At 44.4% G+C, this 13,198-nt stretch carries 12 protein-coding genes; 2 read left to right on the forward strand and 10 right to left on the reverse strand.

What is annotated here, in order from left to right:
- Entirely contained in the window at window positions 1-921 is a 921-nt protein-coding gene (locus HUF13_RS01900) for a PD-(D/E)XK nuclease family transposase (RefSeq protein ID WP_173473562.1), read from the reverse strand.
- Window positions 922-1,210: 289 nt separating this feature from the next.
- Between HUF13_RS01900 and HUF13_RS01905 the strand changes: the two genes are divergently transcribed.
- The gene (locus tag HUF13_RS01905) at window positions 1,211-1,648 is read left to right on the forward strand and encodes a hypothetical protein (protein ID WP_173473563.1); all 438 of its coding nucleotides are present in this window, start codon (window positions 1,211-1,213) and stop codon (window positions 1,646-1,648) included.
- A 111-nt stretch (window positions 1,649-1,759) separates the two neighbouring features.
- Here HUF13_RS01905 and HUF13_RS01910 read toward each other — a convergent pair whose 3' ends face one another.
- Window positions 1,760-1,960, reverse strand: coding sequence for a hypothetical protein (locus HUF13_RS01910; RefSeq protein ID WP_173473526.1), 201 nt, complete (start codon window positions 1,958-1,960; stop codon window positions 1,760-1,762).
- Between the two features lie 62 nt (window positions 1,961-2,022).
- Here HUF13_RS01910 and HUF13_RS01915 point away from each other — a divergent pair, with 62 nt between their 5' ends.
- The gene (locus tag HUF13_RS01915) at window positions 2,023-2,832 is read left to right on the forward strand and encodes a KilA-N domain-containing protein (RefSeq protein WP_173473564.1); all 810 of its coding nucleotides are present in this window, start codon (window positions 2,023-2,025) and stop codon (window positions 2,830-2,832) included.
- Between the two features lie 16 nt (window positions 2,833-2,848).
- Here the strand turns inward: HUF13_RS01915 and HUF13_RS01920 are convergent, their stop codons facing one another.
- The 8 genes from HUF13_RS01920 to HUF13_RS01955 all read right to left on the reverse strand — a co-directional run bounded on the left by HUF13_RS01920 (window position 2,849) and on the right by HUF13_RS01955 (window position 13,056).
- Window positions 2,849-3,805, reverse strand: coding sequence for a tetratricopeptide repeat protein (locus tag HUF13_RS01920; protein ID WP_369697070.1), 957 nt, complete (start codon window positions 3,803-3,805; stop codon window positions 2,849-2,851).
- A 290-nt stretch (window positions 3,806-4,095) separates the two neighbouring features.
- Entirely contained in the window at window positions 4,096-4,743 is a 648-nt protein-coding gene (locus HUF13_RS01925) for an energy transducer TonB (protein WP_173473565.1), read from the reverse strand.
- A gap of 121 nt (window positions 4,744-4,864) precedes the next feature.
- Window positions 4,865-5,269, reverse strand: coding sequence for a biopolymer transporter ExbD (locus tag HUF13_RS01930; RefSeq protein WP_173473566.1), 405 nt, complete (start codon window positions 5,267-5,269; stop codon window positions 4,865-4,867).
- A 24-nt stretch (window positions 5,270-5,293) separates the two neighbouring features.
- Entirely contained in the window at window positions 5,294-6,046 is a 753-nt protein-coding gene (locus tag HUF13_RS01935; protein WP_173473567.1) for a MotA/TolQ/ExbB proton channel family protein, read from the reverse strand.
- Between the two features lie 71 nt (window positions 6,047-6,117).
- The gene (locus tag HUF13_RS01940; protein ID WP_173473568.1) at window positions 6,118-7,797 is read right to left on the reverse strand and encodes a MotA/TolQ/ExbB proton channel family protein; all 1,680 of its coding nucleotides are present in this window, start codon (window positions 7,795-7,797) and stop codon (window positions 6,118-6,120) included.
- Window positions 7,794-8,624, reverse strand: coding sequence for a DUF3450 family protein (locus tag HUF13_RS01945; protein ID WP_173473569.1), 831 nt, complete (start codon window positions 8,622-8,624; stop codon window positions 7,794-7,796). The genes HUF13_RS01940 and HUF13_RS01945 overlap by 4 nt, the downstream gene beginning before the upstream one ends.
- Before the next feature lie 81 nt (window positions 8,625-8,705).
- Window positions 8,706-10,553, reverse strand: a complete 1,848-nt coding sequence (locus HUF13_RS01950; protein ID WP_173473570.1) for a hypothetical protein — start codon at window positions 10,551-10,553, stop codon at window positions 8,706-8,708.
- 22 nt (window positions 10,554-10,575) lie between these two features.
- A complete protein-coding gene (locus HUF13_RS01955) occupies window positions 10,576-13,056 on the reverse strand; it encodes a TonB-dependent siderophore receptor (RefSeq protein WP_173473571.1) in 2,481 nt (826 codons plus the stop codon).
- Window positions 13,057-13,198: the final 142 nt, after the last annotated feature.

Raw genomic sequence — 13,198 nt, forward strand, 5'->3', positions numbered from 1 at the left:
TCACTTTCCGGACTGAACATCAGCGCTGCGCTTTTTGATTTCGTCCAGAGGAATACCGGAAATAATAGCGATTTTTTCAATAGGAATATCGTTAGCAAGCATCGCATCGACCATTTCAAATCGAGTCTCAATCTTGGCACCAGCCAAACGACATTCTATTTCTTCTTTTGCAATCATTTCTCGCTCCAGTTCGTTCAGAGTGGTTTTGTCCAAGTTTTCGATTTTGATGCGGTTCAAGGCGTCGTTGACGATTCCATTCCCAAAATCAGGAAGCGGTTCGCCCTCATGCGCGTGTTTGAGCACATAGAGCCAGGCGTCAACAGGATCTTTTACCTCGTCTGCGGTTTTATTAAACTTCGGCAGACTTACAATAATATACTTATTTTTGGGGAATAACGTCTCGACGATTCCTCCATCCAACACTTCCTTGCTATAAATAGCCCATTCATCAATGTATTTTTCCATGCAGTACGGCAATTCAAAATCACAAATCCAAATGGAAATTGTTTCGGGAATTTCATAACGCCGGTATTCCTTTTCTTCTTTTGTGAGCGTTTTAAATTCTTCTGATTTATCCATTTCATGCTTGCCTTTTATAATCAAAAACGCTTTGTACAATATGGTTCGGTCGATAAAGAAACTATGGTCAGCCTTCTGCATTTCAATATTGAGGAAACGCTTAGAACCCGTAGTTGCGAAAGCATCCAAAATGACTTTCCGCTCTTCGGGAATCATAAATCTTAAGGTATGTTCAAACGAGTAATTCAGATTCTTGATTTGGTCGTCGCCTTTCAGGTGCAAGATTCCATCAACGAAGTCCTTGATGGCATCCTTGCTGGCGAACAGGCTCTTAAATCCGGTATCGGTTCTCGGGTCGATGTAGGTTTTGCCTTTTAGCTTTTCAGGAATAGATTGATTCATAATTACACCTCCATTAAGTTTGGAGGTTCTAATCTACAACAGCGAATTTTCAAAAAGTGAAACTTTGCAAATTTTGCAATCAATCGTTAACAAAATCGTTTATTTTGTCAACTATTGAATTACTGAACTGACTGAGCCGCATAAAATAAGGTATATTCAAAAGTAGGTCTTATAGGGGCTCTTTTTGAGCGAAGTTAAAACGAAATATGGGAATGGAGGCTGTTCAGCTATTGCGAAATAAACTAAACATGAATAAGCCACAATTACAAAAAAGGACTAGGAAATAGGAATGAAAAAAACAATAAATGTTATGAATCTTGTCGTTGCAACAATGATTTTTATGTGGATGGAAAGTCAAGATTTTTTTGTTCATTTTCTTGATGTCCCTTATATGTATGGACAAGTTGAATTGTTGTATCTTATTATTCTTAATTTGGTATTGTTAAATGTTTTTGAATTATCGCCTAAAATTTCGCTTGTATGCTCTGTTTTGATTATGTTGCTATTTCCGTTTACTGGAGGTCGATTCCGAGTTGACGGATGTAGTTACTATCTAGTTGTTGAAAAAATAATATGGAATATTATCGGCGTTCGTTTTGTGCTTCCAAGTGATTTGACTTATTTTATTGCCTATAGTTTGGTTCCTACTATTATCTATAGCATGTATTTACTTCTGTTCATTTTTGGTGCTGTTGCTGTATTTAGGAAAATGAAGACTAAAGCTTAATCCTCATCTGGGTTTAATACGATTCGTGTCTTATAGGGGCTCTTTTTGAGCGGAGTGAAAACAAAGGAAGCCGGACTCTACGCCTTTACTTTGTCGCCCCCAAAATGTATTTCAGTTTCCAGACTGCATTTCGAGCAAGTCTGCAATGAGGGAAGCATCGTCAGGGAAATATTTTAAAGCGACATTCAAGAGGCGCACGGATTCCTCGTCGCGTTTTTGCGCGTGGGCATCGTAGACGAAAGGAAAAACGCAAACATTTTCAGAAAAATCTTGACAAACATCCCTAGAAGGATTATATTTATTAGTGAACAAATGTTCTAGTGCTCAAAAATTCAAACACTGTGGTTTTTACGCTTGTCCGCAGAGAGGTTACGATGAAGAAGATCATCATTGACAACAACAGCATTGCATTTATACAACAAGATCAGGACGATTATATCAGCCTGACCGACATGGCAAAACACAAGAACGCAGAATCAACGGGTTTGGTCATTTCACATTGGCTTAGCACACGGTATGCGGTTGAATTCTTAGGAATATGGGAGCAAGTCAACAACCCCAATTTTAATGTTACTGAATTCAGTAACATTAGATTCAATGCAGGAAGCAATGGCTATGTCCTTTCCGCTAAACAATGGATAGAGCGAACGAATGCAATCGGACTTATTTCAAGTGCCGGTCGATACGGCGGAACATACGCTCATAGAGACATAGCCTTTGAATTTGGCTCTTGGCTAAGTCCAAAATTTAAATATTATCTCATTCGCGAATACCAACGCCTCAAAGAGGCTGAACAAGCCAAATTTGGCTGGTCCGTGCGTCGTGAACTTTCTAAAATCAACTATCACATCCATACGGATGCCATCAAGCAGAATTTGATTCCGGCCACACTTACAAAGCAGCAAGTGAATATGGTTTACGCAAACGAAGCTGATGTTCTAAATGTAGCCTTATTCGGATTTACCGCCAAGGAATGGCGCGATGCGCATAACGATTTGCAGGGAAATGTCCGCGATTACGCAACTGTAAACCAGCTAATTTGTCATTCAAACATGGAATCGTTGAATTCCGTTCTGATCAAGGAGGGCTTGCCGCAGCCGGAGCGGTTGCAAAAACTGAATCAGATTGCGATTTCGCAGATGACCGTGCTAGAATCCATTGGCGAGAATAAATTGCTGAAATAATCCCATTTGCAGCAATTCACTTCTCAGATTCCATTTCTGACAAATCGGCTTGGAGAGTTGAATCGTTCGGATAATATTTTAACGCAAGCTTCAGCAAGCGAATGGCTTCGTCGTAGCGCTTTTGTGCGTGAGCATCGTACGCCATATTTTTGAAACCAAAGACTGCTTCGGCATTCCCGTTTTTAGCAGCAAGCTCGTAGGCATATTCGGCGCGATCATAGAACTTTGCATCGTACGCAAGGTTTCCCATGAAGATAGCGGCATCAGAGAAATCAGGCTTGATTTGCAAAATGTTATTTAAGATTTCCATGGCGATGTAGAGCTTTTTGTCTTCGGCGAGGACATCGGCAAGTTTATACATAATTTGAGTATCGTCAATTTTCACGCTGAGGGCTTCGCGGTAGGCGTTGGCGCTTTCTTCGAAATTCTTGTTCAGGCGGTAAACATCACCAAGATAAACTAAGAAATCGGATTCTTCGGGATGGAGCGTATAGCCTTCGCGAATGACGGCTACGGCCCGGTCGAAGTCATTCATTGCAATGTTTGCTTCGGAGAGCTGGTAAACGATGCTGATGTCATTTTTGTCGAGGCGGTAAGCATTTTCGATAGTGCGGAGGGCGCCGACTTTATCGCCGGTTTTGGTGTAGGCTTCGCCGAGGTAAAGCCAGCCGGAAATGTTATCGGGGTCAAGTTTGAGCGCACGGTGGTAAACGGCAATACATTCGGGATATTGTCTGAGGCGGAAATAGACGCTAGCCATATTGAAAAGTGCGGGTGCAAAATTGCCTTCGGAAAAATCTACGGCTTTGCGGTAAGCAGCGGCCGCTTCGGGATATTTGTCCATCTGGTAATAACTATTGGCGATGTTGAAACTCACGGCAACGGGATCGGCACCGCGGGCTTCCGCTTTGCGATACAAGAGTATAGCTTGCTTGAATTTTCCATCGCGATAAAGGGCGTTTGCGCGTTCCATCAAGTCAAAGGAAGACTGAGCAGAGAACGCCGGAAGCGCTAGGAAAAGGGAAATAAGTAGACAGTAGGAAGTAGGAAGTAGACAGTGATTCGAAAACTTCCGCAATTTACAAATAACATTCACAAACTTATTTATGCTCATAAAATTTTCCTTATTTGTCATGCCCGTCCCAGAACGAGCATTTCCTCTTGCGAGTCTGAAAAGGAGATTTTCGCCTTCGCGGGAATGATACGAAACATCACCTTCTAGAATACACATTCTACTTCCTACCGCCTACTTCCTACTAACTACTAATCCCTAAATTTCACTTCGAAGGGTTGTTCCATTCCGCAGAAGGCAACCGCCTTGCCATCTTTTTCGGCGGGAGCAAACGTCATGCGAGCGATAGCATCCTTCCCCGCTTGGGCAAGCCCCGAGCCTACCGGAGATTCTTCAATCACTTTGATATCGTAAGCGCGGCCACCAACGTCAACGCAAAAACTCAAGCGAAGCATCGCATCAATTTCACGATCGCGGATCTGCGGCGGCACCTGGAAATTCGCCATCGAGCGGCTTTCCGGCTTTTTATCGACATCGCCCTTTCCGGTAGACATTGCACCGCCACGAAAATCAGCCACAAGTTCATCGCTAATCGTAGCACCTGCGGTTCCCGAAGCAACGCCAAGGTTCATCGCAAAACGCGGGCCCGCTTTGGGCGAACGCGAATTCGACTTTTGACGGTTCGGTTTGCGAGCCGTGTGCTTTTTCTCGACTTTCTTTTCGACTTCTTCGATTTTCTTCACGGAGACTTCGGTCTTGACGAATTTGCGTTCGTGAAAGACTTTGCCGTTCAAGAACAAGTTCGCCATCGTCACGGAAAAAACGAGAATCACGCTTGCGAGAATCGCTGCGAGAAGGATTGTAAAACGCTTTAAAAACTTTTTTATAATCTTTTGCATTTTTCACTCAAATAAAAACTTATCTGGATCCTTCACTTCGTTCAGGATGACAACATACGCGGATCATGACAACTAAGCAGCATTTTCTTCCTACCGTCTACTTCCTACTGTCTACTAAATATCAATCCGCTTGGGCGGCGATGGAGACTTTCTTTACTCCCGCTAGATTGCACATGTCAATCACTTGAACGAGCACACCAGTTTCAGCTTCTTTGTCGGCAATTACGACGGCTTCGCGGTCGGGCGCTTTCGCGAGCGATTGCTTCAAGACGTCTTGCAAGCTCGCCAAATCCACCTGGCGTTCGTTCATGTGAATCGTTCCTTCGCGAGTGATGGCGATGAGCAAGTTTTCCTTTTCAAGTTGACTCGCCGACTGCGCCTGCGGCTTTGTCACATCCACGCCCGTTTCGCGAGTGAATGACGACGTCACCACAAAAAAGATGAGGAGGATGAACACGATGTCCATGAGCGGGCCCATCTCGATGCCCATATCTTTCTGTTTTCTTCTCGGTAAATTAAAGTCCATTATAAACCTCTTAGATTGCTTCGCCTACGGCTCGCAATGACGAGTAATGCGAGATTCGTCTGCACAAGTCACATTAACGCAAAAATTGCTAGTACGAGCTGCAAAATAGTTGTCGATTACAGTGGCACCAAGTTCCATTTCTTGCTTGAGAATTTCAATGCGTTCGTCCAAGCGTTGCTTCAAAAGCGTGAGCGGGAACGCAATCAAAAGCCCACTCTGCGTCGAAATCAGCGCTTCCGAAATTCCATCCGCCATCAGCACGGGATTCTGGTTACCGTATAGCGTAATCACTTCAAAAGTCGAAACCATTCCCGTCACCGTTCCAAGCAAGCCCAACAGCGGAGCTGCCGAAGCCATCACTGCAACAATGTGGTTCCCTTGTTCCATGTAGCGCACGCTTTTCATCATACGGACTTGCATGTAGTCGCGAAAACTTTGCAAATCCTTTTGCGCAATTTCTAGCGCATACGAAAGCTCTCGTGAAAGGAATCCACCGCGTTTGCGAAGTCTCGTCAGCGCAATCGTTTCGCGCTGTTCAGAAGATTCGCTGCCAGAAACATTTCCAAACGCAGAAGCTTTCCCGGACAAATCTTTTTGCAATCGCTTTACAACTTTGGCAATATCTTGTCTGAAAAAATCGCCACCGATGCGTAACCAGCTCGCAAAAAGGAAGTAGAACCCAACGACACCCGCCAAGAGAATGGGGAGCATCACCACCCCACCCGCTTCGTAAGTGTTCCGCAAAGATTCTATGAATATGTAATGAAAATCAGTCATAATTCATTCAGTTGAGATTGCTTCGCCTTCGGCTCGCAATGACGTTGCAGCCATGCTCGCAATGACGTATTTTACTTACTCTCCTTCCCGAAGACTTGATTCAAGAGCCAAGTACTTTGTACATAGAGTTCGCTAGTGATCTTTTCAATTTTTTCACTCAAGAGGCCATGCAAAATCATCACAGGGATTGCAATTACGAGACCCATTTCAGTCGTGACAAGCGCCTCGGAAATACCGCCTGCAAGCACGCGAGCATCGTTTGTTCCGACTTCGGTAATCACGGTAAAGAGCGTGATAATACCCGTCACCGTACCCAACAAACCAAGCAACGGAGCGATTGTTCCCATGGCGGCTAACAAGCCCATGCGGCGTTCCAATTTCGGCTGTTCACGGAGAAGCGCCTCGTTCAAAGAGCGTTCCGCATTTTCGCGCGAATCCTTAGCCTTGTTGAGCACAGCAAACAGCACTTTCGAAAGGCTCGTTTCTTTTTGAAGGCAAAGATTAGCTGCATCTTCGAACTTCTTTTCTACGACAAGTTCATTCATTTGCTTGGAGAATCGGCGACCGATTCTGCCTCGATAAGAAAGCATCACAAAACGTTCAAGGAACAAAAGCAAGGCGATGATTGCAACAAACATAAGTGGGTACATCACGATGCCACCCTTCTTGAAGAACGCCTTGAATTTTTCAATCCAAGTCAATTCCTTGACATCAGAAATCGAATTCTTGATAGCCTTGTTCTGCAACACATCCAGAGGAATCGAAACAACACCATTTGCCGCAGTAGCAGAACCCGCCTGCATCACCGCCTGCTTGACATTCTGCGAAATTTCAGTCGGGAGTTTTGCATTCCATTCAAAAATTTTTCCTTGCAAAGCACCCGAGCGCATCAATGCTTGCACATCGCCATTGTCATTTGCGATTTCGCCGAGGAATACCGTACCCAAGCGCATGCGGGTCACATTCACATCCGGGCGAGAGCCCACTTGCGAAATTTCTGCGCCATAAGTTTGCGTAAAAGTAACTTCGTGACGTTTCAGCAAATCATCCATGAATCCTTGCACAGCGGCAATTGTATTCGGCGTTTTCTTGTCGGCTTCAATATTTGCCTGTTTCAGGCGCAAAAGACGCGCATTCATTCCGACCGGATAATCACCAGCGACATCGCCAAGCGTTTTTTCAATCGAAAGTTTAATTTGCGTATTCAGCGCATCAAAAGCAATTTCTTCGCTCTTGGATTTTTCTTCGGCTTCTTCGGTGATACTCTTGCTCGACATTGCTTCTTCGGTGATGCGGCCCAAATCCGTCGAAAGTTTGGAATAGCGGCCATCGAGTTCGCGCGTTTCGTTTTGGTGTTCTTCCGTCAACTGAGATTCCGCATAACGGTTGCTCCAATGCTTGGCATCGAGTTTTTCGAGGGAATCCGCTTTCTGCATACGAATGCGCGTGAGCGTTTCGACTTCGCGCTGCAAATTGCGCACTTCGACCTGCAACAAAGAATCCTTGATGCGGGCTTCGTCTTCAGCACTTTTCTTATCGCTCGACCAAGGCCATGCAAAGGCTGAGGAGGCAAGCAATAAAATGATCGATAAGAACTTAACTGGATGAACGCCTACGGCGTTCGCAGCTTCGGCTCGGTCATGCCAGAAAGAAAACTTTCTGTCGCGACGCTCGCCTTGCACTGGATTCTTCGCTTCCCTCAGAATAACGCCACTTCTCTCGTCTCTCGTCTCTCGTCTATAATCTCTCATTTTGCACCTCCCACAACAGAAAGGCTTACCGGCAGGTTCACAATCTGAGGCGGCTTTTTCGCCTGCTTCACGTCAATCGCAAGCTTTACTGCAGCGCGTTCCTCCAGATTCAAGTTTTCATTCCATTCGTACACAACATTACCGTTTTCGATTTTGCGTTCCAAGCGACCGTAAACAGAACCGTTTTCATCGACATAAACCATCCACTGGTTACCAATGCGAAGAATCGTAGCATTCACGATTTCGCCATCCTTGCGAGTAAGCGGGCTATTGACAATCGAGACTTCGTCACCGAACTTGATTTCTTCATTCAGCAAGGACTTGAGGCGAGAAAAAGCTTCTTCTTCGGAAGCATTTCCGCTTTCGATTTCACGGGTGAGCGACTTGGCTCGATCCAGCCTGCTTTCGCGTTCCCATGGGAGCGTCTGTGCAATTTGCAACTCCAACTTTTTGCTGATTTTTGCAAGTTCCAAACGCAATGCACGACGCTTAGCCGACACATTTTCACTGCGATTTTTTGCACGAGCCTGCTTGTTGCGCTCTTGCTGGAGACTTGCTGCAGCCTTGCGTATTTTCGAATTCAAAGTATCAATTTCTGCACGACGACGTTCCGAATCCGCCTTATAGCGCTGTTCAAGTACCTTATGGCGCGAAACATCGGCACGTAGCATCGAATCCGTCGCTGAAATTTTTGCATTCAGCGATTGAATCTCAGAATTCAGCTTTTCCTTTTGCATTTTCAAGTCGCGAATTTCGGACTCGTAATCGGCAAAAGCATTCACCGCCAAAAAGGCTGACATTAAAATAAAAATAAGTTTCTTTTTCATATTCACCTATGTAACACCTAAGCTTTTAAAATTTGTCACCACAAAATTGAAAAATTTAACATTCTTTTAAACAAGCATTTTTTAATACACAATATGAGCATCTACTTCTCTTGTATAAGCTTCAACCTTTATAGTCTGCAAACATTTTTTATCACCTTCATGTTTGTAACCTAAATCTTTGCAAACAGCATATTCTTCATTGCAAGGATCTTCACACCATTTTTTGACTTCTTTTTCCCATATAGTCGATTTCAAACCGTCCACAACATAGCGGCTTACCATGGCAGGGCCACATTGCGGATACTTTTTGTAATTCCAATTGCGATCAGAACACCACAGCCACAAATATGAATTACAATCATTTGTAGACAAGCTATCCAAGCATCTAGCCTTTAAATTTGAACAATTCGCAATATCGTTGTTTTTAAAATTGCTGGCGACGCAATAGCGTTTTAGTCCATCGGCATAAGCCATTGATTTTTTTTCAGCGTTAATAGAATCCGGCAAATACTTGCTCCATTTTTCGACCTCCCAATCGTCTTCGTTCGCTTGCATCATAGCCGCTTTTACACGAGATGGATAGCAAACTTCTTCGTCTCTGAGATCGTTGAGGTTGCTATTGCTATAATACGAATAAGCACCTTCATTCGCCAATTCCAAATCGCTAGAGGGGCTACGTCCAGCACAATAAACATCCAAATAAAGTCTACATCCTTTTGAGTCCCAGCCCTTTGAATTATCGCCTTCTTCATTTTTACAATGTCTATTTGCAATGCGTGTCATACCCACCCAATTTTCAGAATTAACCTTCATATACACCCTTGTACGAGCCATTCCTGTAAATACACCCATACCATTTTCAATGTTAGATTCAGGGACAACGCGGGAATCCGAAACAGACTGTTTTACCTTATTCACATAATCAATATAGTGTTCATCCGTCGAATAGAGGTCTACAGAAAATTCACCTATCGGAAGCATCATATTCGTCAAGTGAAGAGTATCCAAATTTTTGATACCGCCCACTATGTAATTTGCAGAATATCCAAGGTTCTGCTGCGTTTCCAAAGGATCATGCATAGCTATTCCGCGGTAGCCATCTTCGTCTTCAGAGGTAAAGCCTTCAAACATTTTATTGACGGTCGTGTTCGTAGCCTCGCCATTCTTGGAACCGTAATTCATTATGGATAAAACGCCTCGAACAGAATGGTCATAGTCTAACGCCGCCCTCACAAATTCCATATCCATCGGGTATTCCAAGAAATCCATTTCTACAACTTTGTCATCGCTATACTCCACCCATTCAAAACTTCCATCTTGCTTGGGGATATTGAAGCCCTTGACTTTCACAGGGTTTGGAATTGTCGCCTTGGCCCGATACGTCGATTCCACATTATGGCCCGCGCTATCCCATTCAAACGTAGCTTCAAGCGTGTACGTTTCGCCTTCGATGCCCGTATAGTCAGGCTTACACGTTACACCTCCGCCAACAATGTAAATGCAACGAGAAATTTTGTTAGACGATGGTAAAAAGCATCTTGGATTGTCTTGTGAAGATTCAAGACGAATAGTTTCATCTTCACCTGTACCAAATTCACCTCCAAAGCGACCTTCCATAGTCACCTTGGCATTTTTATAAAATGCAAAGTTTTCCGCCATCGTTTCATCAAGTTCATAGACTTTCGAAAAACAAACTTCAGGCCTTTCATCCGCGACAATGTAACCGTACGTATAAATGCCGGTATAGATATCACGTTCCTCGGGATAGTATTCCCACGGACCATGGAAATCGCAAGCTGCAAGGATAAGAGACGAGAGAATCCAGACGAAAGACGAGAGGAATCGCCTAGAAAATCCATTAGAAATTGCTTCGCCACTATCATGACTCGCAATGACGTTTATATTTTTACGCTTCAAAAAAATATTCATAACAAACTCTCTTAACTAGTAACTAAAAGTAGTATTCATAATTCAGCATAATCGGTAAAAAGGGGAACTGAGAAATTTCTGTTTTCTTCGGAGGATTCTTACGCGTATCGTAGAAGGTATAGAACATGTTGTCGTGATTCGTCAAGTTGATAATCGTCCAACTAAAATTCCACTTGCCTTCACGACCAATATCTACAGCTTTCAAGTCAATACGGAAGTAATCCGTTTGGCGGCCCGCATTGCGGCTTCCTGGAAGAACAACGACTTCATCCGAATACCTCTGGTGCCCCATATCTTGCGAAATGTAATATCCTTTGTATTCACTGATCGGCATACCCGATGAATATTTTAATGCCAGCGACGAGCGGAAATAGCGACCTTTTTTCTTGTGTCTCCAAAGGGCTTCATCACCGCCCTTCCAGTTAATACCAAGATCCAGCTTTAATGCATACGGCTGGTGCCAACTCGGGAAATAAGCCTTAGTTCCATCATTTGTTTGCACAACGCTAAGACTTTGGCTCCAGTTGATTCCGCCAAACCACCAGCCTTTATCTTTGCGGAGTGAAAGTTCGTAACCAAGAGAATAACCTTCAGCCGTTCCAAAACCATCTGCAATCACAAAATCATCCGACGCCGTTTCTTCATTACTATCAAGAACCGTCTTAAACGTGTTCAAATTGTCTTGCGTCTTGTAATAAACGCCTGCTGTAAAATCATAGCCTTCAAAGAGATCGCGCTGGCTGTATTCTGCCGCAAATAGCCATGACGATGCCGGTTTTGTCCGTTTACCCTTTGTTGTTGTCGTTGCCGGGTAATAAAATTCGTTCAACGTTTCTTGGTCCGTATAGACAATTGAATTCATATACTGCAAGTAGTAGCCACCATAAAGTTCCAATGACTTGGTATCATCAAAATTGATGTTCAGCGATGCACGCGGTTCCACACCAAAATGCTTTGCTGCCGATTGATAATTGAAACGCAAACCGTATTGCAACAAGTAATCGGGATTTATTTTCCAAGCATCTTGCACATAAGCGACATGATGGAACGTTTTTTGAATATCCTTAATAGTCATCGAAGCCATCGCTTCCTGATAACGTTCATAGTCGTATTCCAGTTCGTAGCCCATCGTCATCGTATGGTTGTCGATACCGCGATAATTGAGCCACTGCTTACCCGCAAAGGTGTAAAGCAACATTTCAATGGACATGAGGTCGCTCACCTTCATCGTCTGGTAGAATTTACTGTACGCGAGTGTCGCATTGTAATCCCAATCGCCATTGATGCGATGGTAAAATCCGAGCGGTATAGCCACGTTTCCCCAATCCATGTAAAGCGGGTCAAATTCCAAGCGGTCCTTGCCTATGTAATAGCTGAACTTGAGGCGAGTATCTTTAGAGAAGTCAAACATAAACGTTCCCTGCAAGTCCGTAAATTCATAATCGAGATCCAGATCCAAAAGACCAATGGAATTGCACAAATCGAGAATGTAGCCGATGTAAGTTGTACGACCTGCAAACACCCAGCGAGCAGGGCCCTTATGCCCTTCGGTATGGAGTTGCGCTGCAAATGTACTGATTTTGACGCTCGACTTGCTAAACCATTCTTCGACAGAATCCTGACCGCCCGCGCGACCATCCATTTTGAGCACAGAGCTTAAGCGGTTACCGTACTGCGCCGGGAATCCGCTCTTATAGAACTGCACATCGTCAATGCCTTCGACGAGGAACGTGCTGAAAAGCCCAAAGAAATGCACCGGAGAATAGACGACCGCGTTATCGAACAAGAAGAGGTTCTGGTCAGCAGCGCCACCACGCACATAAATCTTGGAACTGAAATCGGAACTTGCAACAACACCCGGGAGCGCCTGAATGCTCTTAATCACGTCAGCTTCGGCAAGGCCCGGCATGCGCTTGATGGATTTTGCGCTCACCACGGATTCGCCTGGTTTACGCTTAGGACGGCGACGCAACTGCACCACGACTTTTTTGAGTTCCGTAATTTTGGAATTCGTATTTCCCGCAGCCAGGAGCGCATCGACGTCGACACTTTTCGCGCTGTCCCGTGCAGATTCTACATCGGGGCGTTGCGGGGTGTCCCCGCTAGAAGGGGTAGCGGGAGCCGCCTGCGCGGCGGACGCGAGGGGAGAGCCCTCCCCACCATTGTTTTCACTTGAGACAACGCTTTCTGGACCAAGCGTCATGCTGAAGGTACTATCGCTACCGAGATAAAGCAACTCATAGCATTTTTCCTTTTCGGCACCCGCCGTATCGGAATTCGTGACGCACACATTCCAAAGCGTATCTTCCGGCAAAACAACGCTAAAAGGCGTCCCCACGGTCGTCTGCAGAGCCTCGCCCGTTTCAAGAATTTCGACATTCAGCTTTTCGTGAGCTTCAAAAGACGCGTCTTGAACAATTCCATTAAAGACAATGCTATCGCGAGCCGCTGCAAATGCGACCGCAATTAAAATAGAAACAACAATTCTCAGCATAAATTTCATTACGTTCTCAATTCCTTACCCCTATGAAACACCTTAAGGTACAAAAAGTGTTACCACATAATTCAAAAATTTACCTTTTTTAGGTTGTTGAACATTTAATCGCAATCAAACATTTCACTCAAAGACATCAATAAAAAAGAGA

The organism is Fibrobacter succinogenes, assembly GCF_902779965.1.
Taxonomy (GTDB): Bacteria; Fibrobacterota; Fibrobacteria; order Fibrobacterales; family Fibrobacteraceae; genus Fibrobacter; species Fibrobacter succinogenes_F.

Excerpts from the sequence above, each read along its gene's own strand:
- HUF13_RS01900 (WP_173473562.1), bottom strand. The coding sequence starts at position 921 with ATGAATCAATCTATTCCTGAAAAGCTAAAAGGCAAAACCTACATCGAC.
- HUF13_RS01905 (WP_173473563.1), top strand. The coding sequence starts at position 1,211 with ATGAAAAAAACAATAAATGTTATGAATCTTGTCGTTGCAACAATGATT.
- HUF13_RS01915 (WP_173473564.1), top strand. The coding sequence starts at position 2,023 with ATGAAGAAGATCATCATTGACAACAACAGCATTGCATTTATACAACAA.
- HUF13_RS01920 (WP_369697070.1), bottom strand. The coding sequence starts at position 3,805 with ATGGAACGCGCAAACGCCCTTTATCGCGATGGAAAATTCAAGCAAGCT.
- HUF13_RS01925 (WP_173473565.1), bottom strand. The coding sequence starts at position 4,743 with ATGCAAAAGATTATAAAAAAGTTTTTAAAGCGTTTTACAATCCTTCTC.
- HUF13_RS01930 (WP_173473566.1), bottom strand. The coding sequence starts at position 5,269 with ATGGACTTTAATTTACCGAGAAGAAAACAGAAAGATATGGGCATCGAG.
- HUF13_RS01935 (WP_173473567.1), bottom strand. The coding sequence starts at position 6,046 with ATGACTGATTTTCATTACATATTCATAGAATCTTTGCGGAACACTTAC.
- HUF13_RS01940 (WP_173473568.1), bottom strand. The coding sequence starts at position 7,797 with ATGAGAGATTATAGACGAGAGACGAGAGACGAGAGAAGTGGCGTTATT.
- HUF13_RS01945 (WP_173473569.1), bottom strand. The coding sequence starts at position 8,624 with ATGAAAAAGAAACTTATTTTTATTTTAATGTCAGCCTTTTTGGCGGTG.
- HUF13_RS01950 (WP_173473570.1), bottom strand. The coding sequence starts at position 10,553 with ATGAATATTTTTTTGAAGCGTAAAAATATAAACGTCATTGCGAGTCAT.
- HUF13_RS01955 (WP_173473571.1), bottom strand. The coding sequence starts at position 13,056 with ATGAAATTTATGCTGAGAATTGTTGTTTCTATTTTAATTGCGGTCGCA.